Origin of the sequence: Kitasatospora sp. NPDC004723 (assembly GCF_040609255.1) — a bacterium.
Classification (GTDB): domain Bacteria; phylum Actinomycetota; class Actinomycetes; order Streptomycetales; family Streptomycetaceae; genus Kitasatospora.
On record NZ_JBEXJT010000006.1, the window covers coordinates 270,334 to 292,838 of the forward strand.

General features: G+C 74.5%; 19 protein-coding genes and 1 pseudogene. 15 read left to right on the top strand and 5 right to left on the bottom strand.

Translation table 11 applies throughout. The features are described from left to right. Window positions 1-35: 35 nt before the first annotated feature. From ABZW10_RS10725 to ABZW10_RS10770, 10 genes and pseudogenes are all read left to right on the top strand, one after another. The gene (locus ABZW10_RS10725; RefSeq protein ID WP_355362557.1) at window positions 36-1,076 is read left to right on the top strand and encodes an MBL fold metallo-hydrolase; all 1,041 of its coding nucleotides are present in this window, start codon (window positions 36-38) and stop codon (window positions 1,074-1,076) included. 22 nt (window positions 1,077-1,098) lie between these two features. After that, window positions 1,099-2,070, top strand: a pseudogene (locus ABZW10_RS10730) (NTP transferase domain-containing protein). A 5-nt stretch (window positions 2,071-2,075) separates the two neighbouring features. Beyond that, on the top strand, window positions 2,076-3,266 hold the full coding sequence (locus ABZW10_RS10735; RefSeq protein WP_355362664.1) for a molybdopterin molybdotransferase MoeA: 1,191 nt from the start codon (window positions 2,076-2,078) through the stop codon (window positions 3,264-3,266). Next, on the top strand, window positions 3,263-4,333 hold the full coding sequence (locus ABZW10_RS10740; protein ID WP_355362559.1) for a potassium channel family protein: 1,071 nt from the start codon (window positions 3,263-3,265) through the stop codon (window positions 4,331-4,333). Before ABZW10_RS10735 ends, ABZW10_RS10740 begins: the two co-directional genes overlap by 4 nt. 10 nt (window positions 4,334-4,343) lie before the next feature. Beyond that, window positions 4,344-4,907 carry a YbaK/EbsC family protein gene (locus ABZW10_RS10745; protein WP_355362561.1) on the top strand — a complete coding sequence of 188 codons (564 nt, stop codon included), beginning with the start codon at window positions 4,344-4,346 and terminating at the stop codon, window positions 4,905-4,907. 51 nt (window positions 4,908-4,958) lie between these two features. Beyond that, the gene (locus tag ABZW10_RS10750; RefSeq protein ID WP_355362563.1) at window positions 4,959-5,936 is read left to right on the top strand and encodes an NAD(P)H-quinone oxidoreductase; all 978 of its coding nucleotides are present in this window, start codon (window positions 4,959-4,961) and stop codon (window positions 5,934-5,936) included. Window positions 5,937-6,097: 161 nt separating this feature from the next. Continuing rightward, window positions 6,098-6,973: a hypothetical protein gene (locus ABZW10_RS10755; protein WP_355362565.1), complete on the top strand. Its 876-nt coding sequence runs from the start codon at window positions 6,098-6,100 to the stop codon at window positions 6,971-6,973. Window positions 6,974-7,191: 218 nt separating this feature from the next. After that, window positions 7,192-7,752, top strand: coding sequence for a bacterial proteasome activator family protein (locus ABZW10_RS10760; RefSeq protein ID WP_355362666.1), 561 nt, complete (start codon window positions 7,192-7,194; stop codon window positions 7,750-7,752). Between the two features lie 292 nt (window positions 7,753-8,044). Continuing rightward, on the top strand, window positions 8,045-9,439 hold the full coding sequence (locus ABZW10_RS10765) for a protein kinase (RefSeq protein WP_355362567.1): 1,395 nt from the start codon (window positions 8,045-8,047) through the stop codon (window positions 9,437-9,439). Between the two features lie 110 nt (window positions 9,440-9,549). Continuing rightward, window positions 9,550-11,394, top strand: coding sequence for a protein kinase (locus ABZW10_RS10770; protein WP_355362569.1), 1,845 nt, complete (start codon window positions 9,550-9,552; stop codon window positions 11,392-11,394). A 9-nt stretch (window positions 11,395-11,403) separates the two neighbouring features. Here the strand turns inward: ABZW10_RS10770 and ABZW10_RS10775 are convergent, their stop codons facing one another. Both ABZW10_RS10775 and ABZW10_RS10780 read right to left on the bottom strand, forming a co-directional pair. Then, window positions 11,404-12,492 (bottom strand): phosphotransferase, encoded by a 1,089-nt coding sequence (locus ABZW10_RS10775; RefSeq protein ID WP_355362571.1) that lies wholly within the window; start codon window positions 12,490-12,492, stop codon window positions 11,404-11,406. 62 nt (window positions 12,493-12,554) lie between these two features. Next, the gene (locus ABZW10_RS10780; RefSeq protein WP_350543164.1) at window positions 12,555-13,217 is read right to left on the bottom strand and encodes a response regulator transcription factor; all 663 of its coding nucleotides are present in this window, start codon (window positions 13,215-13,217) and stop codon (window positions 12,555-12,557) included. 374 nt (window positions 13,218-13,591) lie between these two features. Between ABZW10_RS10780 and pdhA the strand changes: the two genes are divergently transcribed. From pdhA to ABZW10_RS10795, 3 genes are read left to right on the top strand one after another with little or no spacing between them, the layout of a single operon-like run. Beyond that, window positions 13,592-14,764 (top strand): pyruvate dehydrogenase (acetyl-transferring) E1 component subunit alpha, encoded by a 1,173-nt coding sequence (pdhA, locus tag ABZW10_RS10785; RefSeq protein WP_355362574.1) that lies wholly within the window; start codon window positions 13,592-13,594, stop codon window positions 14,762-14,764. Continuing rightward, window positions 14,761-15,738, top strand: coding sequence for an alpha-ketoacid dehydrogenase subunit beta (locus ABZW10_RS10790; RefSeq protein ID WP_355362668.1), 978 nt, complete (start codon window positions 14,761-14,763; stop codon window positions 15,736-15,738). Before pdhA ends, ABZW10_RS10790 begins: the two co-directional genes overlap by 4 nt. A 15-nt stretch (window positions 15,739-15,753) precedes the next feature. Continuing rightward, on the top strand, window positions 15,754-17,196 hold the full coding sequence (locus ABZW10_RS10795; protein ID WP_355362576.1) for a dihydrolipoamide acetyltransferase family protein: 1,443 nt from the start codon (window positions 15,754-15,756) through the stop codon (window positions 17,194-17,196). Window positions 17,197-17,509: 313 nt separating this feature from the next. On the opposite strand, the gene ABZW10_RS10800 is transcribed toward ABZW10_RS10795, so the two are convergent. Then, complete coding sequence (locus tag ABZW10_RS10800) at window positions 17,510-18,181, bottom strand: hypothetical protein (RefSeq protein ID WP_355362578.1); 672 nt, start codon at window positions 18,179-18,181, stop codon at window positions 17,510-17,512. Window positions 18,182-18,563: 382 nt separating this feature from the next. On the opposite strand from ABZW10_RS10800, the gene ABZW10_RS10805 reads away from it, so the two are divergent. Beyond that, window positions 18,564-19,799 carry a M64 family metallopeptidase gene (locus tag ABZW10_RS10805; protein ID WP_355362580.1) on the top strand — a complete coding sequence of 412 codons (1,236 nt, stop codon included), beginning with the start codon at window positions 18,564-18,566 and terminating at the stop codon, window positions 19,797-19,799. 109 nt (window positions 19,800-19,908) lie between these two features. After that, entirely contained in the window at window positions 19,909-21,258 is a 1,350-nt protein-coding gene (locus tag ABZW10_RS10810) for an MFS transporter (protein ID WP_355362582.1), read from the top strand. On the opposite strand, the gene ABZW10_RS10815 is transcribed toward ABZW10_RS10810, so the two are convergent. Both ABZW10_RS10815 and ABZW10_RS10820 read right to left on the bottom strand, forming a co-directional pair. After that, window positions 21,147-21,503, bottom strand: a complete 357-nt coding sequence (locus tag ABZW10_RS10815; RefSeq protein ID WP_355362584.1) for a hypothetical protein — start codon at window positions 21,501-21,503, stop codon at window positions 21,147-21,149. The genes ABZW10_RS10810 and ABZW10_RS10815 overlap by 112 nt on opposite strands. A gap of 150 nt (window positions 21,504-21,653) precedes the next feature. Next, window positions 21,654-22,475: a maleylpyruvate isomerase family mycothiol-dependent enzyme gene (locus ABZW10_RS10820; protein ID WP_355362586.1), complete on the bottom strand. Its 822-nt coding sequence runs from the start codon at window positions 22,473-22,475 to the stop codon at window positions 21,654-21,656. Window positions 22,476-22,505 lie beyond the last annotated feature (30 nt).

Below are 22,505 nucleotides of genomic sequence, written 5' to 3' on the forward strand. Positions count from 1 at the left end.
CGGGACCGGGACCGCCGAAGCAGAGGGAGCAGCCAGTGACGTCGTCCCCGTCCGAGGAGAACGCCGGCGCGGACCCGGTCGACGGGGCGCCCGCCGCCGGGGCGCCGGTCCGGCCGCTGGAGGTCGAGGTCTTCACCGGCCCCGAGTCGGCCTTCTTCGCCACCTCCACCCTGATCCTCGGCGAGCACACGGCGATCCTGGTCGACGCCCAGCTCACCCGCAGCGCCGGTCGCGAGCTGGCCGAGTGGGTGGCGGGCAAGGGCCGGCGGCTGCTCGCCATCGTGATCACCCACCAGCACCCCGACCACTACTTCGGCGCCGAGGAGGTGCTGCGGCTCTTCCCCGAGGCGCAGCTGCTGGCCGCGCCGCCGGTGGTCGACGGCATCCTGCGCACCGCCGCGGCGAAGGTCGCCCAGTGGAAGCCGGTGTTCGGCGACGACATCCCGGACCATCCGCTGGTCCCGGCCCCGCTGCTGCCCCAGCCGCTGATGATCGACCGGCAGGTGATCCCGGTGCTGCTGCTCGGACAGGCCGACTGCGACGGTTCCACGGTGGTGCACGTGCCGAGCGTCCGCACCGTGGTGGCCGGCGACTTCGTGTACAACGGCACCCACGTCTGGACCGCCGACACCACGCCGGAGCAGCGCGCCGACTGGGTCCGCAACCTGGGCCGGATCGCCGAGCTGGGCGTGGACCGGGTGATCGCCGGGCACCGGGCGCCGGAACAGGGCGACGACGCGGCCCGGGTGCTGGCCTTCACCGGGGAGTACCTGCAGGACTTCGACCGGCTGCTGGCCGAGCACCCGGACGACCCGGAGGCGCTGGTCGCGGCGGTGAACCGGCGGTACGGGGAGCTGACCCTGCCGGTCGTGCTGGAGCTGAGCGCCGCCGCCAACACGGCTGCCGCCGGGACCGGCGCCGCGGCCGAGCCCGAGGTCGAGGCCGAGCCCGAGGTCGAGGGCGAGCCCGAGGCGGAGGCCGGACCGGACGCCGGGGCCGGGGCCGGGGCCGGGGCCGGACCGGACACCGGAGCGCCCGCCGAGCGGGAGCCCGAGGACGGCGGGTCCACCGCCTGAGCGTCCGGCGGATACTGGCGGCATGACGCCGTACGACGTGATCGTCCCGGCCGGTGGCGCCGCCCGGCGGCTGGGCGGGGCGGACAAGCCCGGTCTGACCGTCGGTGGGACCACCCTGCTGGACCGGGTGCTCGCCGCCTGCGCGGAGGCCCGGACCACCGTGGTGGTCGGCCCGGTCCGGCCCACCGCCCGGCCCGGGGTCCGCTGGACCCGCGAGCGCCCGCCCGGCGGCGGGCCGGTGGCCGCCGTCGCGGCCGGTCTCGCCGAGGTGAGCGCGGATCTGGTGCTGCTGTTCGCCGCCGACCTGCCGTTCCTCGACCGGCGCACCGTCCACCGGCTGGTCGCCGCTCTCGACGGGGCCGGGCCGGACACCGCGGCGGCCGTGCTGGTCGACGCCGGCGGCCGTGACCAGCCGCTCGCCGCCGCCTACCGCACCGCCGCCCTGCGCGCCGCGCTGGCCGCCGCCGGCGACCCCGCCGGGCTCCCGCTGCGCCGGCTGACCGGCGCCCTGCCCACCCTGCGGCTGGCCGACACCGACGACGTCACCTACGACTGCGACACCTGGGAGGACCTGGAGCAGGCCCGCGAACGCGGCGGCGGCCCGGGCTGATCCCGGTCCGGACCGGCCGGCTCACGGGGCCGGGGCCCGGACGTGAGCGAAACGACGCGCGCCGCTCACCGGACAAACATCCCGGGTGCACCACCGATCGGGCAGCATGTTCGCATGGAGCGCACGCTGGATGACTGGATCGCCGAGGTCCGTGCCGAGCTGGACGTCGACCTGGAGGTCGACGTCCGCGGCCTGCTCGACCTGGCCCGGGTGGTCGCGCACGGGGTGGACCGGCCCGCGGCCCCGCTGACCGCCTTTCTGATCGGCTACGCGGCCGCGCGTCGCGGTGGCGGCCCGGAGGCGGTCGCCGAGGCGTCCCGGCGCACCGAGGTGCTCGCCGAGCGCTGGGCGGCGGCCCGGACGGACGACCCGGGACAGCCGTGAGCGTGATGGAGGAGCGCACCGCCTTCGCCCCGGCCCGCCCGGCCGGCTGGGCGGCGGCCCGGGAGACCGCCCGCCGGGCCGGCCGCCCCGTGCTGCCGTCGCTGAGCCTGCCGCTGGACGGCGTGCTCGGCCGCACCCTGGCCGAGCCGCTGATCGCGCTCAGCGACCTGCCGGCCTTCGACACCTCGGCGATGGACGGCTGGGCGGTCGCCGGCCCCGGCCCCTGGAAGGTGTCCGGCCGGCTGCTCGCCGGGCGTCCCGCCGACGGTCCGCTGGCCGACGGCGCCGCCGTGGAGATCGCCACCGGCGCCCAACTGCCGCCCGGTGCCACCGCCGTGCTCCGCCGTGAGCACGGTGAGCCGGACGGGATGCTGCTGTCCGAGCGGACCCCCGGTGCGCTGACCACAGGCCAGGACGTGCGGCCGCGCGGCCAGGAGTGCCGGCGCGGCGAGGTGCTGCTGCCGGCCGGGACCGAGGCCGGCCCGGCGGTGCTCGGCCTGGCCGCCGCCTGCGGCCACGACCGGCTGGCCGTCCACCGCCGCCCGGTGGTGGAACTGCTGGTGCTCGGCGACGAACTGCTCGGTTCCGGCCTGCCCCGGCCCGGCCTGGTCCGGGACGCGCTCGGCCCGCTGCTGCCGCCGTGGCTGCGCGCGGCCGGCGCCGAGACCGGTGAACCGCGCGCCGTCCGCGACGACTTCGGCCTGCTCCGGGACGCCCTGCGGCACTCCGTCGCCGATGTGGTGGTCACCACCGGCGGGACGGCGGCCGGCCCGGTGGACTTCCTGCACCGGGCGCTCGCCGAGTGCGGCGCCCGGCTGCTGGTGGACGGGGTCGCCGTCCGCCCCGGCCACCCGATGGTGCTGGCCGAACTCCCCGGCGGCCGGCACCTGGTGGGCCTGCCCGGCAATCCGCTGGCCGCCGTCGCGGGCACGGTGACGCTCGCCCTGCCGCTGCTGCGCGCGCTGGCCGGGCGGAGCGTCGGCGAGCCGGTCCTGGCCGCCGCCGTCGACCCGCTGCCCGGCCACCCGGTGGACACCCGGCTGCTGCCGGTCCGCCGGACCGCCCGCGGGGTGGTCCAACTCCGCCACGACGGCCCGGCGATGCTCCGCGGCCTGGCCCGGGCCGAGGCGCTGGCGGTGGTGCCGCCGGGCGGCGCGGCGGCCGGTGACGAGATCGAACTGCTGGAGGTGCCATGAGTGTCCGACGCGTCCGCGAGCGACTGGCCGGACCGACCACTCCCGGTACCGAGCCCTGGGCCGACTCCGGGATCGTGCTGCCCGCCCGGCGCTCCGCCCCGGCGGTGCGGCAGGTCGGCTCCCGGCTGCTGCTGGCGCTGGGCGTCCTGGTGGCCACCACGTTGATCGTCTGGCTGGACCGCGAGGGCTACAACGACAACGCCGGCGGCGGGCTGAGCTTCCTGGACTCGGCGTACTACGCCACGGTGACGCTCTCCACGACCGGGTACGGCGACATCACCCCGTTCAGCGACAGCGCCCGGCTCACCAACATCTTCGTGATCACTCCGCTGCGGGTGCTCTTCCTGATCATCCTGGTCGGCACCACCCTCGAAGTGCTCACCGAACGTACCCGTCAGCAGTGGCGGTTGAACCGCTGGAGGTCCACCGTGCGCGAGCACACCGTCGTGATCGGCTTCGGCACCAAGGGCCGCAGCGCCATCGACACCCTGCTCGGGCAGGGCGCGCGCAAGGACGAGATCGTGGTGGTCGACCCGCAGCGCCGGGTGGTCGACCAGGCCGCCCAGCAGGGCCTGGTGGGCGTGGTCGGCGACGCCACCCGGACCGACACCTTGCTGCGCGCCGGACTGCCCACCGCCGCCCGGGTGGTGGTCGCCCCCGAACGGGACGACACCGCCGCGCTGATCACCCTGACCGCCCGCCAGCTGACCCGCTCGGCGACCATCGTCGCGGCGGTGCGGGAGGACGAGAACGCCCCGCTGCTGCGGCAGAGCGGTGCCGACGTGGTGGTCACCAGCTCCAGTTCGGCGGGCCGGCTGCTCGGCATGTCGATGCTCAGCCCGCACGCGGGCGCGGTGATGGAGGACCTGCTCACCTACGGCAACGGCCTGGACGTGGTCGAGCGCCCGGTCACCCGGGCCGAGGCCGGGCACAGCCCGCGCGAACTCGACGACCTGGTGGTGGCGGTGGTGCGCGGCCGGCGGGTGATCAACTACACCGAGCCGGAGGCGCGGACGCTGCAGATCACCGACCGGGTGATCGTCATCAAGTCGGCGGACGGCGCGTAGGGTTGCCGCCATGACCGGTCAACCGCAGCTCCCGTTCGGCAGTTTCGACTTCTTCGCCCCCGCGCTGGAGGTGGCCGACCGGCTGGTCGCCCCGGTGGCCGGGGCGCTGGCGGACTGGGACGACCGGGAGGCCGCCCGGTCGGTGCTGTACGTCGAGACCGATCCGGAGAAGGCCGACACCGCGGTCTTCTGCGAGACCTACGGCGTGCCGCTCGACGCCTCGGCCAACTGCGTGGTGGTCGCCGCCAAGCGCGGCGGGGAGACCACCCTGGCGGCCTGCCTGGCGCTGGCCACCACCCGGGTCGACGTCAACCGCACGGTCCGCAAGCACCTGGAGGCGCGCAAGGCCTCGTTCGCGCCGATGGACACCGCCGTCGAGGCGACCGGCATGGAGTACGGCGGCATCACCGCGGTCGGCCTGCCGGCCGGCTGGCCGCTGCTGGTCGACGCCGCGGTGGCGGCCAGCCCCTTCGTCCTGGTCGGCAGCGGGCGGCGGCGCGGCAAGCTGATCCTGCCCGGACCGGCGCTGGCCGCGCTGCCCGGCGCCGTGCTGCTGCCCGACCTGGCCGGCTGACGGCGCGGGTCGCCCGCCCGCGGGGCGGCCGGCGCGCAGTAGCGTCGGGCCATGCATGCGATGACGATTCCTGAACCCGGCGGGCCCGAGGCGCTGGTCTGGGCGGAGGTGCCGGACCCGGTGCCCGGGGAGGGCGAGGTCCTGGTCGAGGTGGCCGCCACCGCCGTCAACCGCGCCGACCTGCTCCAGCGGCAGGGCTTCTACGACCCGCCGCCCGGCAGCCCGCGCCACCCCGGCCTGGAGTGCGCGGGCCGGATCACCGCGCTGGGCCCCGGGGTGTCCGGCTGGGCGGTCGGCGACGAGGTCTGCGCGCTGCTGGTCGGCGGCGGCTACGCGGAGCGGGTCGCGGTACCGGTCGGCCAACTGCTGCCGGTGCCGCCCGGGCTGACCCCGGAGCAGGCCGCCGCGCTGCCGGAGGTGGTCTGCACGGTGTGGTCCAACGTCTTCCTCACCGCGCACCTGCGGCCGGGCGAGACGCTGCTGGTGCACGGCGGCGCCAGCGGCATCGGGACGATGGCGATCCAGCTGGCCAAGGCGGTCGGCGCCCGGGTGGCGGTGACGGCGGGCGGCCCGGAGAAGCTGGCCCGCTGCGCGGAGCTGGGCGCCGACGTGCTGATCGACTACCGCACGCAGGACTTCGTCGAGGTGCTCCGGGAGGCCACCGGCGGCGCCGGGGCGGACGTGATCCTCGACATCATGGGCGCCAAGTACCTGCAGCGGAACGTGGACGCGCTGGCCGTCAACGGGCGGCTGGTGATCATCGGGCTGCAGGGCGGGGTGAACGGCGAGCTGAACCTCAACACCCTGCTGCGCAAGCGCGGCGCGGTGATCGCGACCAATCTGCGCGGGCGGCCGCTGGCCGAGAAGTCGGCGATCGTGGCGGCGGTGCGCGAGCACGTCTGGCCGCTGGTCGCCTCCGGGGTGGTGAAGCCGGTGGTCGACCGGGTGCTGCCGCTGACGGAGGCCGCCGAGGCGCACCGGGTGCTGGAGGCCGGTGCGCAGGTCGGCAAGGTGGTGCTGCGGGTCTGAGCCCGGGCCCGGCCGGCGGGGTGGCGGGTCCGGGGGATCCGTGCTCCGCCGGTCCGGGCCGTCCGACATGCCCGGAATGCGGGTCTGTGTGAGTCTGGACGGGAGCTGTCCCGCCGCCGATCCCGCCCCGCGCGGTCGGCCGTCGCGGAAGGACCTCGACCGTGCCCGCACCTTCGTCCGCGTTCCTCGGGCCGCTGCCCGCAGCATCACCGTCGTCCCCCTCCCGCCGGTCGCCCGGGTATCTCCGGGGCCGGGTCCGTCCGGGTGCCCGCCGTGCCGGGCGGCGGGCCCGGCGGCTGCTGCTGGTGGCGGTGCTCGGTCTGGCCGTGCCGCTGGCGGTCGGCCCGGCGGCGGTGGCCCTGCCGGGCGACCGGCCGTCCCCGGCGGCGTCCGTGACGCCCGAGGCGTCCGCCGTCGCCGCGGAGCCCGAAACGGAGCCCGGAGCGGGGTCCGAGGCGGAGCCCGCCGAGGAGCCCTCCGCCGAGCCCTCCCCCGCCGTCGCCCCGGTGCCCGAGGCCGCCGACGCGTCGGTGACCGCCACCGCCACCGCCGGCACGGCCGCCGCATCCGCGTCCTCGTCCGCGATCGTGCCGGCCGGTGCGCCCGGGTGGCAGCGGACCGGGCATCCGCGCTCCGGCACCTCCCAGGCCGGATGGCAGCAGCGCCGGCAGCGGCCCCACCCCGGATCGGCGCCCGAGCGGGCCGGGCAGGTGCCCGAGCAGGTGCCCGAGCAGGCCGTCGAGCAGAGTCCGGACCAGCCCGTCGAGCAGGTGCCGGAGCAGCCCGCGGCCACCGCGGCCGACCCCACCGCGGCCGACCCCGCCGCGGATGCCCCGGCCCCGGCCGGGCCCGCCGACGGCTCCGGGAGCGAGGCGCTGGCACTCGGCCTGCCCGGGCCGCAGACGGTCGCGGCCGGACCGGTCGTGCTGCCCACCCGCTGGGACGACGCCTCCACCCGGCAGTTCCCGCTCGGCGCCGGCCTCGGCCTGATCGGCTGCGGACTGGGCCTGATCGGCCTGCGGCTGCGGCGCGGCTGACCCGCGCGCCGCCGCGCATCCCGCCGCGCATCCCGCCGCGCGCCCCGCCCCGGTACCCGGGCGGACTGAGTATCCGTACGGATACCGGCCCCCGCGTCCGGGGCGTAGCGTCGTTCCCGGGTGGCCGGGGCCCTCCACCCGGGCAATCCCAGTGAGGGAGAATGTGGTTCATGACGAATCCGATGAACGAGCGCTCGTCCCACGAGTTCCACCAGGCCATGGGCGGGCAGTCGCAGGACGGCCAGAAGGTGCTGATCGTCGGACCGGACGGGCTGCCGGTGGGCCAGGGGGCGATCGGCATGGCGGGCGGTGACGAGGGGGACGGCCCGCGTGAGCTGCCGGTGACCGAGATGGTCGAGCAGCCCGCCAAGGTCATGCGGATCGGCAGCATGATCAAGCAGCTGCTGGAGGAGGTCCGGGCGGCTCCTCTCGACGAGGCCAGCCGGGCCCGGCTGAAGGACATCCACGCCAGCTCGATCAAGGAGCTGGAGCTCGGCCTGGCCCCCGAGCTGGTCGCCGAGCTGGAGCGGCTGTCGCTGCCGTTCACCGAGGACTCGATCCCGACCGAGGCCGAGCTGCGGATCGCGCAGGCGCAGCTGGTGGGCTGGCTGGAGGGGCTGTTCCACGGCATCCAGACCGCGCTGTTCGCCCAGCAGATGGCGGCCCGGGCGCAGCTGGAGCAGATGCGCCGGGCGCTGCCGCCGGGCCTGCACGGCGGGGAGCCGGAGGGCGACGAGCCGGGCGAGGGCCGCGGCATCCGCTCCGGTCCGTACCTGTAGGCCGTACCCGTACCGCCACGGCCCCCGAGTCGGGGGCCGTGGGGCACCGGGGGCCGCACGGCGTCCCGGTGCCGGACGCACCACCGGCCGGTACCCGGTCGCGACCTGGACACAGTGTCGGCCCTGGGCCGGTCGGCCTCGTCGTGAGCCGATACCCTGGGCCCCTGTCGCAGGCCGGGCGAGCGCCGCGACAGGGGTCGGGCGGGCCAGCGGGCCGGACCCGCACACGCACGGACGAGACCGAACGTCACGGTCGCGGCGGCAGTGCCGCACCGAGGGGGAGCAGAGGACCATGGGCGAGCACGGCAACGCGGCGGTCGAGGGCTACTCCCTGGGCAACGGGCGGTACGTGCTGCAGCGGGTGCTGGGTGAGGGCGGCATGGCCTCGGTGCACCTCGCGTACGACAGCGTGCTGGACCGTCAGGTCGCGCTCAAGAGCATGCACGCCGAGCTGGGCCGGGACGACTCGTTCAAGGAGCGGTTCCGCCGCGAGGCGCAGGCGGTGGCCCGGCTGGAGCACCCCAACATCGTCACGGTGTACGACAGCGGCGAGGACATCGCCCCGGACGGGTCCAGCACCCCGTACATCGTCATGCAGCTGATCGACGGCAAGGGCCTGCGGGACGCCATCAACGAGGCGGTCGCCCAGCAGGGCGCGATCCCGGCCGAGGAGGCGCTGCGGGTCACCGTCGGCGTGCTGAACGCGCTGGAGGCCTCGCACGACATGGGCCTGGTGCACCGCGACATCAAGCCCGGCAACGTCATGTTCGACCGCAAGGGCAACGTCAAGGTCATGGACTTCGGCATCGCCCGCGCGCTGGAGAGCGGGGTCACCTCGATGACCCAGACCGGCATGGTGGTCGGCACCCCGCAGTACCTCTCGCCCGAGCAGGCGCTCGGCAAGCCGGTGGACGCCCGCTCCGACCTCTACTCGGTCGGCGTGATGCTCTTCGAGATGCTCACCGGCCAGCTGGTCTTCGACGGCGACTCGGCGTTCTCGATCGCCTACAAGCACGTGCAGGAGGCGCCGCCGGCGCCGTCCACGCTCAACCCGCGGATCACCCCGGCGGTCGACGAGTTCGTGGCCAGGGCGCTGCGCAAGGACCCGGCGCACCGCTTCCCGAGCGCGGCGGCGATGCGCGACGACGCGGAGCGGCTGATCGGCGCGGCCAAGGGCGGCGGCAGCCCGCTGGCGGCCAGCAACCCGCTGGTGATCACCGACGGTCCGCGGTCGGTGCACGCGGCGCCGCAGGCCCCGCAGACGCCGACGCCGTTCCCGCAGCCGCAGCCGCAGCCGTTCCAGACGCCGCCGCCGGCCTTCCAGACCCCGCAGACCCCGCAGCCGTTCGCGGCGCAGCAGCCGCAGCCGTTCCAGACCCCGCCGCCGGCCTTCCAGACCCCGCACACCCCGCAGCCGTTCCCGCAGCAGGCGCACACCCCGCCGCCGCACCCGATGCCGGCGCCGCCGTTCCAGCCGGCCCCGGCGTCCAGCAGCGGCGGCTGCTCGACCGCGCTGGTCATCATCGGCATCATCGTCGGCGTGATCGTGCTGGCGGTGATCATCATCGCGATCGTGGTCAACCGGGCCGAGCGGGACACCACGACCGGTCCCAACTCGCGGGTCTCGGGCCAGAGCGCCACGGTGCTGCGCCTCGACGGTCCGGCCGACCGGAATGGCCTGCTCTGACGCGTTCCGTCCGGATCGCGCGTGCCACAGGGGCCGGTCGGAGACGGTAGCGTTCGGGGATACGAGCGACAGGGCACCGCGATCCGAGCGAAGGCCCGGGGCGAGGAGCGATGGCACAGACGCAGCATCCGGGCGACGACGACGGGGCCTGGGCGACCGGTCCGGCCGGCGGGGCCGCGAGGCCCGAGCCCGGTAGCGACGCCGCCACCACCGCACTTCCGCCGTACGGCGGCCCGCAGACGCCCGGCCGGGGCACCGCGGCCCCGCTGGGCACGGTCGGGGACGGCCGCTACCGGCTGACCCACCGGCTCGGCCGGGGCGGCATGGCCGAGGTGCTGGCCGCCCAGGACGTCCGGCTCGGCCGGACCGTCGCGGTGAAGCTGCTCCGCGGCGAACTGGCGCAGGACGAGATCGCCCGGCTGCGCTTCACCAGGGAGGCGCACGCCGTCGCGGCGCTCAACCACCACGCGATCGTCTCGGTGTACGACACCGGCGAGGAGTACGTCGGCGAGGAGTCGACGCCGTACATCGTGATGGAGCTGGTCGAGGGCCGGACCGTCCGCGAGCTGCTGGTGGACGAGACGGCGCCGCCGGTCGACCAGGCGCTGATCATCATCGCCGGGGTGCTGGAGGCGCTGTCCTACAGCCACCGGCACGGCATCGTGCACCGCGACATCAAGCCGGCCAACGTCATCATCACGACCAACGGCGCGGTCAAGGTGATGGACTTCGGCATCGCCCGGGCGCTCACCGGCACGGCCTCGACGATGACCCAGACCGGCATGGTCATGGGCACCCCGCAGTACCTCTCGCCGGAGCAGGCGCTGGGCAAGCCGGTCGACCACCGCTCCGACCTGTACGCGGCCGGCTGCATGCTCTACGAACTGCTGGCGCTGCGCCCGCCGTTCACCGGTGACACCCCGCTGTCGGTGGTCTACCAGCACGTGCAGGACCAGCCGGTGCCGCCCTCGCAGGCCAACCCGCGGGTGCCGGCCGGGCTGGACCCGCTGGTGCTGCGCTCGCTGGCCAAGAACCCGGACGACCGCTTCCAGGACGCCGACGAGTTCCGCGCGCACATCGAGCACGCGCTGCGCGAGCTGACCGGCGGCACCGGCGGCTGGGCCGTCGGTGCCGGGCCGCTCGGCGGGCCGGTCCACGGCGGTGGGCTGCCGCCGGTCGGCACGGACGAGACGGCGGTGCTCGGAGCCGGCGTCCCGGGTGATTCGACGACGGTGCTGCCCTACCAGGTGCCGGGCGGCCCGCACACGCCGGCCTCGCCCTACCCGGCGGCCGGCGGGCCGTACGGCGGCGATTCCGGCGACGGGCACGAGGGCGGCGGCCACGGGCATGGGCACGGCTCCGGCAGGCGCGGGCCGTGGCGCTGGGTGGCCGGGATCGTGGCGGTGGTGGTCGCGGCCGGTGCCGGCATCGCGCTGGCGCTCAGCGGCGGCGACGACACCCCGAAGGGGACGCCGGGCGGGACCAGCCCGTCCGCCGGGGTGGTCTCGACGGCGCCGGAGGCCACCACGCCCAGCTCCGGTTCGACCACGCCCCCCGCCCAGGGCGGCCAGAACAGCAAGCGTCCGCAGCAGCCGGCGGATACGAACAACAACAACGGCAACAACAACGGCGGCGGCAACCAGAACCAGCAGCCGACCCAGTCGGGCGGCAAGCACAACACGCCGAGCCCGACGCCGACGCCGACCATGACCGGCGGCAAGCCGACGACCGAGCCCACGACGCCGACCGGGGCGGCCACCGCCCCGCCGACCACCGCCCCGACCACGGGGACGGGCGGCGGCGGGACGACGGCCCCGGCCACGTCTCCGGCGACCAACCCGCCGCAGACCGGGGGCAGCGGCGGGGGCGGGGGCACGACGCCGCCGGCGGGCGGTGGCAGCACGCCGAAGCCGCCGGTGCAGCCCACCACCCAGCCCCCGGCCGCCGCCAACTGACCCGACGGGTCAGTTGGCGAAGGCGTCCAGGACCTGCTCGTACTCCTGGCACCACCACGCCAACTGGCCCGCCGAGGCGGGGTAGAGCGGGTCGGCCCGGTGGTCGGCCCGCTGGTAGCGCCACTGGAGCATCCAGAAGTCGTTCAGCCGCTCCCACCAGACCCGGTGCGCCGCGGCGGCCAGGTGCTCGGCGGTGGCGGCGCCGGTGGCCCGGTAGGACTGCGACCAGTGCCGGACCCGGACGAGGTCGAGCACCCCGGTGACGCGGTCGTTGAAGAGCAGGGTGGCCGCCCGGACGGCCTCCTCGGCGCGCGGCTGCGGCCCGAGCTTGTCCCAGTCCAGGACGGCGGTGATCCGCTCGTCGTGGTGCAGCAGGTTGAGCCCGTGGAAGTCGCCGTGGGTCCAGCCGGTGGGCGGGGCGGCCTGCGGGAGCGGACGGCGGTGGGCGTGCTCGGTGAGCAGCTCCAGCCGTTCGGTCAGCCGGCGTTCGACCAGGACGTCCAGCTCGCCGTGCGGCTGGTGATCACGGGCCCGGCGGCGCAGCTCGCGGGCGAGCACGGAGCTGTCGAGCGGGTCGGCGCTGCGGTAGCCGGAGGGTTGTGCGGCCGGCGCGCAGACCTCGTCGAGCGCGCCGTGCAGCCGGCCGAGCAGCGCGCCCAGCGAGGCGCACTGCGGCAGGGACAGCTCGGTGCCGTGCCGGTGCCGGCCGGCCACCCAGGGGAAGAGCGCGAAGAGCCGGCCGCCGAACGCGGCGATGGTGGTGGTGCGCCCGGCGAGGGCCAGCGGGGGAGCGACGGGCAGGCCCAGGGCGGCGAGCGCGTCCATCGTGCGGTGGTGGGCGGCAACGGCCTCGCGACCGGCGGTCGCGGCGTCCACGTAGCACTTCAGGAAGTAGCCGCCGGCCTCGGTGGTGACCCGGTAGCCGCGGTTCAGCAGGCCTTCGGCGACGGGTTCGGCGGTGAGCAGGCGGCCCACCCGGTAGCGGCGCAGGACCTCGGCGAGCGCCGTGCGGGGGACGGGCGGGCTGAGGGTTCCTATCGGGGGAGCGGTGAGGTCGGGACGGGCCGGTGCAAGGGCAAGGGTCTGGCTGAAAGTCACAGCCAGAGGTTAGGACCTCTCGGCGGGGGTCATTGACAGATCGTCAGTTCTGTGCATCGGCCCTATCCGTGCTGGTGGTCCGCCTGGTGCCGGGCCACGAAAGCGGCCGCCTGGGTCCGGCGCTCCATCCCCATCTTCGCGAGCAGACTGGAGACGTAGTTCTTCACCGTCTTTTCGGCGAGGTGCAGCTCGTTGCCGATCTGACGATTGGTCATCCCTTCGCCGATCAGGTCCAGGATGCGGCGCTCCTGCTTGGTGAGCTGGGCGAGCCGCTCGTCCTCCTTCTCGCCGCCGTCCCGCAGCCGGGCCAGCACCCGGCTGGTGGCGACCGGGTCGAGCAGCGAGCGGCCGGCCGCGACGTCCCGGACGGCGGTGATCAGGTCGGTGCCGCGGATCGCCTTCAGCACGTAGCCGGAGGCGCCCGCCATGATCGAGTCGAACAGCGCCTCGTCGTCCGAGAACGAGGTCAGCATCAGGCACTTGATCTCCGGAAGCCGGGAGCGGATCTCCCGGCAGACCTCGACCCCGTTGCCGTCCGGCAGCCGGACGTCCAGGACCGCGACGTCGGGGTGGACGGCGGGGATCCTGGTCAGCGCCTCGGCGGCGGTGCCGGCCTCGCCGACCACCTCGATGTCGTCCTCGACCGAGAGGAGTTCGTGAACGCCCCTGCGGACCACCTCGTGGTCGTCGAGGAGGAATACCCTGATTTGTCCCTTGTCAGTCACGCGCAAAGCCTCCCATATCACCCTACGAGAGACCTTCCGCCCGCACCGGACCGGGGTCGCGTTCCGGCCAGAGCGGTGGAAACCGATGCCGGTAACCCCCTTACGCGAGAGCCTTTGCCCGGATAACGTGCGCAGGTGTCCTGAAGGCGACCGAATTGAGAGCTGCGCCACACGCGCGTTTGTAGACCCCGAACAAGTAGGACGTCCTAGCGCAGACGCGCCGGGGGCGGACGCTGGGTAACGTTCTCGTGAGGGATGCCGTCGGAACAGGATCACCACCTGCCCCGCAGATGGGAGCGCACACCCACGCGCGCCCCGCGAGGCGGTGACCGGACCGGTCACCGGCGACCCCGGGCGGCCGGACAGACCGAGGAGTGAACGTGACCGTCAAAAGCACGGCCAAAAGCACGGCGAGGGCGCGCAAGAAGGCGGCCCCCGGCGTTCCTGGCACCCTCCGCACCACGGGTCAGGACGCCCAGCCGGAGCTCGTGCAGCTGCTCACGCCGGAAGGCGAGCGCGTCGAGCACCCGGAGTTCCCGCTCTCCGTGGAGCCGGACGAGCTTCGCGCCCTCTACCGTGACCTGGTGCTGGTGCGCCGGTTCGACGCCGAGGCGACCTCCCTGCAGCGCCAGGGCGAGCTGGGCCTGTGGGCCTCGCTGCTCGGCCAGGAGGCCGCGCAGGTCGGCTCCGGCCGCGCGCTGCGGCCCGGCGACTACGCCTTCCCTACCTACCGCGAGCACGGCGTCGCCTGGTGCCGGGACGTCGACCCGCTGAACCTGCTCGGCATGTTCCGCGGCGTGAACCACGGCGGCTGGGACCCGAACGAGAAGAACTTCCACCTCTACACCATCGTGATCGGCGCGCAGGCCCTGCACGCCGCCGGCTACGCGATGGGCATCACCAAGGACGGCGCCGACGACGCGGTGATCGCGTACTTCGGCGACGGCGCCTCCAGCCAGGGCGACGTCAGCGAGGCCTTCACCTTCGCCTCGGTCTACAACGCCCCGGTGGTGTTCTTCTGCCAGAACAACCAGTGGGCGATCTCCGAGCCCACCACCACCCAGACCCGGATCCCGCTGTACCGCCGCGCCTCCGGCTTCGGCTTCCCGGGCGTGCGGGTCGACGGCAACGACGTGCTGGCCTGCCTCGCGGTGACCCGCTGGGCCCTGGAGCACGCCCGCAGCGGCAACGGCCCGGTGCTGGTCGAGGCGTTCACCTACCGGATGGGCGCGCACACCACCTCGGACGACCCGACCCGCTACCGGCTCGCCGAGGAGACCGAGGCCTGGAAGGCCAAGGACCCGATCACCCGGCTCCGCGCCCACCTGGAGAAGGAGGGCCTGGCCGACGAGGCGTTCTTCGCCTCGGTCGAGGCCGAGAGCGAGCAGCTCGGGCTGCGGGTGCGCGAGGGCGTGCGCGGCATGCCGGACCCGGACCCCACCCTGATCTTCGACCACGTCTACGCCGAGCCGCACGCGCTGGTCGATGAGGAACGGGCCGAGTACGTCGAGTACGCGGCCTCCTTCGAGGCGGGGGAGAACCTCTGATGGCCGGTCAGCTCAGCATCGCCAAGGCGCTCAACGAGGCGCTGCGCAAGTCGCTGGAGAGCGACCCCAAGACCGTCCTGATGGGCGAGGACATCGGCAAGCTCGGCGGCGTCTTCCGGATCACCGACGGCCTGCAGAAGGACTTCGGCGAGGACCGGGTGATCGACACCCCGCTCGCCGAGTCCGGCATCGTCGGCACCGCGATCGGCCTCGCGCTGCGCGGCTACCGCCCGGTCGTGGAGATCCAGTTCGACGGCTTCGTCTACCCGGCCTTCGACCAGATCGTCTCCCAGCTGGCCAAGATGCACGCCCGCGCGCTCGGCCACGTCAAGCTCCCGGTCACCGTCCGGATCCCCTTCGCGGGCGGCATCGGTGCGGTCGAGCACCACAGCGAGTCGCACGAGGCGTACTTCGCGCACACCGCGGGTCTGCGGGTGGTCAGCCCGTCCAACGCGCACGACGCGCACTGGATGCTGCGCCAGGCCATCGCCTCGGACGACCCGGTGATCTTCCTGGAGCCCAAGCGCCGCTACTGGGACAAGGGCGAGGTCGGCGAGGCCGCCGACCTGGGACTGCACGACGCGCGGATCGTGCGCCCCGGCACCGACGCCACGCTGATCGCCTACGGGCCGATGGTCAAGGTCTGCCTGGAGGCCGCCGCGGCCGCCGAGGAGGACGGCCGCCGGCTGGAGGTCGTCGACCTGCGCTCGCTCAGCCCGGTCGACTTCGCCGCCCTGGAGGAGTCGGTCAAGCGCACCGGGCGCGGCATCGTCGTGCACGAGGCGCCGGTGTTCCTGGGCATGGGCGCCGAGCTGGCCGCCCGGCTCACCGAGCGCTGCTTCTACCACCTGGAGGCGCCGATCCTGCGGGTCGGCGGCTACCACGCCCCGTACCCGCCGTCCCGGGTCGAGGAGGCCTTCCTCCCCGATCTGGACCGCGTGCTCGACGCCGTCGACCGCGCCTTCGCGTACTGATCCCGGGGAGCGCCGATGACCACCGAAGTTCGCTCGCTCCGCGAGTTCAAGATGCCCGATGTGGGCGAGGGCCTCACCGAGGCCGAGATCCTCAGCTGGTACGTCAAGCCCGGTGACACCGTCACCGACGGGCAGGTCGTCTGCGAGGTCGAGACCGCCAAGGCCGCCGTGGAGCTGCCGATCCCGTTCACCGGGGTCGTCGAGCAGCTGTTCTTCCCGGAGGGCGCGACGGTCGACGTCGGCACCGTGATCATCTCGGTCGCGGTGGCCGGCGGGGCGGGGGCGCCCGCGGCTCCGGCCGCCGCGCCGGCCACCGCCGCCGCCCCGGCGGAGGCCGCCGAGCCCGAGCGGCGCGAGGTGCTGGTCGGCTACGGTCCGCGGACCGGCGGCAGCCAGCGCCGGGCCCGGCGCACCACGGCCGCCGCTCCGGCGCCCATGGCCGCTCCGGCGCCGGTCGTGGCCCCGGCTCCGGCTCCCGTCGTGGCCCCGGCTCCGGCCGCGGCGTCCGTGCCGGCCGTCGCGGTGACCGGTGACCGGCCGCTGGCCAAGCCGCCGGTGCGCAAGCTCGCCAAGGACCTCGGGATCGACCTGCGGGCCGTCACCCCGACCGGTCCGGACGGCGTGATCACCCGCGAGGACCTGCACGCCCACGCGGCGGCCGCCGCGGCCCCCGCCCCGGCCGTGACGCCGGTCGTCGAGCAGGCCGCCGAGCAGGCCGTCGAGCCGGTGGCCGCCCCCGTGGCCGTTCCCGGCGCGGGCGACGTCCGGGTGCCGATCAAGGGCGTCCGCAAGGCGACCGCGCAGGCGATGGTGGCCTCGGCCTTCACCGCCCCGCACGTGACCGAGTTCGTCCAGGTCGACGTCACCCGGACGATGAAGTTCGTCCGCCGCCTCAAGGAGAGCGGCGAGCTGGGCCGGGACGTCCGGGTCAGCCCGCTGCTGCTGGTCGCCAAGGCGCTGCTCACCGCGATCAAGCGCAACCCCGGGATCAACGCCCAGTGGGACGAGGCGGCCCAGGAGATCGTCATCAAGGGCCAGGTGAACCTCGGCATCGCCGCGGCCACCCCGCGCGGCCTGATCGTCCCCAACATCAAGGACGCGGGCGCGAAGACCCTCTCGGCGCTGGCGGTCTCGCTCGGCGAGCTGGTCGACACCGCCCGCCAGGGGAAGACGGCGCCCGGCGACATGCAGGGCGGCACGGTCACGATCACCAACGTCGGCGTCTTCGGCGTCGACAGCGGCACCCCGATCCTCAACCCGGGCGAGGCGGCCATCCTCGCCTTCGGGGCGGTCCGGGAGATGCCCTGGGTGCACAAGGGCAAGGTCGTCCCGCGCCAGGTCACCACGCTGGCCCTGTCCTTCGACCACCGGCTGGTCGACGGCGAGCTGGGCTCCAAGGTGCTGGCCGACATCGCGGGCGTCCTGGAGTACCCGAAGCGCCTGATCACCTGGGGCTGACCCGCCCCCGGCCACGTCGAAGGGGCCCTGCCCGCGCACCGCAGTGCGTCGGCGGGGCCCCTTCGTGCTCCCCCGGCTCGGCCGGTCCCTCGTGCGTGACCCCACCGCCGTCGGCCGCTCGCCGCGGCCGGCGGCGGTGGGGGTGGATCGGTGGTGCGGAGGCCCGGGATCCTGGCGGACCTCAGGCCCAGGCGGTGTCGTCGTCGGTGCGGGCGGTGGCGTTCTCCGGCATGGTGCGGCTCCAAGGTTCTGCTGTCTGTGAAAGAAGACGTTCGAGCCCGGTCCGGGTTGCCGCTGCCCCGCGGCTCCGGTGTCAGCCGTGGGTGCGCGGGCTGCCGGCCGCGGTCCTGCCCGGCGTGCCGGCGGCGCGGACGACCTTGACCGTCCGGGTGCTCTTCGCGCCGCTGCCGGACTCCGACCAGGCCGACAGGGTGACCGACACGGCGGACTGGGCGGCCGGGGCCTTCGCCGACAGGCCGATCCGGAAGAGCAGGCGGCTCGCGCGCCCGTCCTTGAGCGACTGGAGCAGCGGGGAGGTGTCGACCCGGACGGCCTCGCCGCCGCAGCCGCCGTCGACGCCGAGCTTCTTCCAGGCGCCGTGCACGAACACCTCGACCGTCACGTCCTGGGCGCGCAGCGGCGCACCCTTGCCGGTGAGGGTGAGGGCCGGTGCGGCGAGGGAGAAGTCGCCGCCGGTGAAGTTGCCGATCTGGGTGCCGACCTCGATCTTCGACCCGCGGGTGAGCGTGCCCGGGGTCGAGAGGAACACGCTGTCGATCGGGCCGTTGTGCCGCACGGCGCGCGCCGCTGCCGGAACCTCGGGGTTGTTCGCCCGGTACGGGCCGGCGCAGGCCGAGGAGGACTCGGCGGCCAGCAGCTGGACCGAGCCGGCGATCAGGAGGGTGGCGACGACGGTGGAGATCCGGCGGCGACGGGTGGCGGAGGAGGAGTTCTCGGTGGAAGCGCCCAGAATGGGCATGCGCATGACAGGACCCCCGAGGTCTGTTGCTGGTGCTGGGTGAGTGGATGACGAAGGTGTACCGGCCTGCTGCTGTTGAGCAGTTGCGCCCCCCGGCCCGGCCGGTCTCGCTTCGCGCTTCCTTCGTCCGTACAGACAGCGATCGCGACCAAAGGGTTGCGGTCGATCCGAGGTTTCTTTCAGGAGTTTTTTCGGGCGGCGTCGAGGCCCTCATGGTGGCGACCATCCACATGATCCGACTCATTGGGACGACTGGTGTGATTCCTGTCATTCGGCCAGGTCAGTGACATTTCCGCCGTTCGGTGAGGACGACACGCCGTCCGGGGTACGTCTTCGCGTCCACCACCCGGGCGACGCCGGGTGACCGGAACGTCGAGGACACACCCGTATGCCGTCTGGCAACCCTGGCCGGATCGTCCGGAGTCTGGCCGCGCTCGTGCTGGTGTCCACCGCCGTGCTCCCTGCCGCGCTCGAACTGGCCGGACCCCCGCCGTTCGGGGTGATCGGCCCCGGCGCCCCCGCCGACCGCGCGGTGCCGCCGCACACCGCGGTGCAGCGCGCCGACCTGCCCGCCGACGGCGGGGCCCCGACCGTCGACATACGGCGGACCGGGGACCCGGCCAACCGGATCACCCTGGTCCTGCTCGGCGACGGCTACGGCGCCGGGGAACAGGACCTGTTCCGCGCGCAGGCGGACCGGGCCTGGCGCGCGCTGATGGACATCGAGCCGTTCCGCAGCTACCAGGGGTTCTTCAACATAAGGCGGGTCGAGGTGGTCTCCCCGGTCTCCGGCATCGCCGAGACCGAGAACCGCGGCCGACGCCCGGCCACCCCGCTCGGCATGCACTTCTGGTGCGAGGGCACCGCCCGGCTGCTCTGCGCGGACGAGGAGGCGACCGCCCGCTACGCCGGCCGCGGCCAGGGCCCGCAGTACCTCATCGCGCTCGCCAACTCCACCGAGTACGGCGGCGCCGGCGGCACCGGGGTGACCACCCTGGCCGGCGGCAGCCCGGACGCCGGGCGGATCATCCAGCACGAGATAGGGCACACCGTCGGGGACCTCGGCGACGAGTACGACACCGCGCCGGACGACGCCGACTACCCCAACCTCTCCACCGACAGCGCCGAGGAGATGCGCCGCAAGCAGACCAAGTGGTGGCGCTGGCTGGGCGCGGAGTCCCCGGACGGCGCCGGGACGATCGGCGCCTACCGCAGCGCCAACGGCGTCTACCGGCCCACCCGGGACTCGGTGATGCGCACCCTCGGCGGGGCGTACAACCTGCCCTCCCGGGAGGCGATCATCGAGGAGGTCTACCGGCGGGTCCGGCCCACCGACGACCCCGTCCCGCCGCCCGGCGACGTCACCGGCCGGCCCCGGCTGGAGGTCCGGCCGCTCCCGCTGGCCGGCGCCCGGCAGCTGCGGGTGGACTGGACGGTGAACGGCGTCCCGGTCGAGCCGCAGGCGCCGGACCGCAGCTGGCTGGACACCGCGCGGCTGCCGCTGGCCCCCGGGCACAGCGCGACCGTCACGGCGACCGTCCGGGACACCACCGACTGGGTCCGCGACGAGGCCTTCCGGGACCGCTACATGACGCGCTCGGTCTCCTGGACGGTGGTGGGCTGAGACCCCGTTCGGGCGCTCCCGGGGACCGGGGACGGAGCGGATCGTTCGTATCCGTCCCCGGGACCCCGCTCTGTCCGTTCAATGATGGGATGACTAATCTGGGGCCACTATGACCGTGGAGCCCGCCAGTTCAGCCCGCCCCCTGTCCGCCCCCGCTCCCCGTGCCGGCGCCGGCCCCACCACCGGGCCCACCACCGCCCACCACCCGCCCGGTGGGCGGGCCGCCTGGCTCGCCTGGTCCATCGGCGTCAGCGTCTACGTCCTGGCCGTCATCCACCGCACCAGCCTCGGCGTCGCCGGACTGGACGCCGCCGACCGCTTCGGCATCGGCGCCTCCGCGCTCTCCACCTTCTCGATCCTCCAGGTCCTCGTCTACGCGGCCATGCAGATACCCGTCGGCCTGCTGGTCGACCGGTTCGGACCGCGCCGGGTGCTGCTGGTCGGTGTCGTGCTGCTCAGCGCCGGCCAGCTCGCCTTCGCCTTCTCCGGCTCCTTCGGCCCCGCCCTCGCCTCCCGGGCCGTGCTGGGCTGCGGCGACGCGATGACCTTCATCAGCGTGCTGCGGATCGCCGCCCGGTGGTTCCCCGCCGCCAAGAACCCGCTGGTCGCCCAGCTCACCGGCCTCGCCGGGATGAGCGGCAACCTGGTCACCACCGTCGTCCTCGCCCAGGCCCTGCACAGCGAGGGCTGGACGCCCACCTTCACCGCCATCGCGCTGCTCGGCGTCGCCGTCTTCGCCCTCGTGGCGCTCTTCCTGCGCGAGGCCCCGGACGGGCCCGCCACCGTGACGGCGCCCGCCGCGGCACCCCGGCCCGGCGTCGGGCGGCAGATCCGGGAGACCTGGCGGGAGCCGGGCACCCGGCTGGGGCTCTGGATCCACTTCACCACCCAGTTCCCGGGCAACGCCTTCGGCCTGCTCTGGGGCCTGCCCTACCTCGTCGAGGCCCAGGGCATGACCCGCGCCGCGGCCGGCGGGCTGCTCACCCTGCTGGTGCTCTCCAACATGAGCTTCGGCTTCCTCTTCGGCCGCGTCCTGTCCCGCACCGCCCGGGCCCGGATGCCCATCGTGCTGACCGTCATCGGCGCCACCGCGCTGCTGTGGGCGGTGACGCTCGCCTGGCCCGGCGGCCACCCGCCGCTCTGGCTGCTGGTCACGGTCGTCCTGGTGATGGGCAGCAACGGCCCCGCCTCGCTCGTCGGCCTCGACTACGCCCGCGCCCGCAACCCCGTCGAACGCCTCGGCACCGCCTCCGGCATCGTCAACATGGGCGGCTTCATCGGCACGATGATCACCCTCTTCGGCATCGGCGTCCTCCTGGACACGCTCAGCCCGTCCGGCGCCGACACCTACGCGGCGAGCGCCTTCCGCTGGGCGTTCTGCTGGCAGTACGTGCCGCTGGCGGTGGGGACGCTGATGATCCTGCGGCTGCGGAAGAAGCTCGCGGCGGCGCCGGCGTAGGGTTTCCCACCTGCGGAAACGGGATTAGCCTTCCCTTTGGGAAGGTTAATCGTGCGCGAGTTGATGACACGGGTGTGTTCGATTCCGACGATGTGGCGGACGCGGCTCGGGTTGACCCGACCCAGCACCGTGCACACGTCCGCCGTGACGAACCACGGTTCGCCGTCGATCATCACGACCCTGATCGGCTGGCCCGTGACCGGGAAGCTCGACCGGACCAGCACCATCGTCTGTTCGTCGTCCATCGGGACGCCCCTCCTTCTTCCGGGTGACACTGCCCGGATCAACGAGGCCTAACGGACGGGGCTACTGGTCCCAACGTGACGCACGGGAGCACGAGGCGCACTCGCCCGGCGTGCACTCGTCTGTGTAAGCCGGGCGGGTGAAGAGGGCCACTATCGGGTGACGGAGAAGTTGGCCAGGACGCGGTCCGCGAGCTCCTTGTCGCCGTCGACGGCCACGTGGCCCGGGCGGCCGCGGCCGCAGGCGAGGCGGACGTAGGTCTCCCAGTCGAGGGTGAGCTGGACGTCGGGGGCGAGGCTGATCGACTCGTCGACGGTGCCGCGCCCGGCGGAGTCGACCCGCACGGTGCGCAGGAACTCGACGGGTCCGGTGACGTCGACGACCAGCGCGGTCCCGGCCGGGGCGCCGGCCTGGTGGGCGACCGCCTCCGGCAGGCCCTGCAGCAGGACATCACGGGCGACCAGGGCCCCGGGGGAGTCGAGGTTGCCGGGGACGCCGAGGGCGCGGCGGAGGTCCTGCTCGTGCACCCAGACGTCGAAGGCGCGCTGCCGCAGCAGCTCGTGGTACTTGATCTCGCCGCTCTGCGGGCCGCCCGGTCGACGGACCGGCTCGTTGGGCATCTGCTTGGCGTTCCGCAGCGCGCGGGAGCGGCGGATGATCGTGTACTCCAGCTCGCCGGTCATCTCCAGCACGGTGTGGCAGCGGCGCTTGTCGACGGGCAGTTCGAGGTAGCGGGCGGCTTCGGTGGTGACGTGGCGCAGGTCGCGCGGGAGGGAGTGGATCGGACGGGGGTCGCCGAGGAGTTCGGACTCGACGGCGATCACGTGCGAGACGATGTCGCGGACCGACCAGCCCGGGCACTCGGTGGCCCGGTTCCAGGAGCCCTCGGGCAGGGGGGCCACCAGTTCGGATATCGCCTCGATGGACTGGGTCCACGCCTCGGTGTAAGCCTGCACGGTCTGGTTGTCCGTCACGGGAATCTCCGGCCCTCCGTCAGCTGCCTT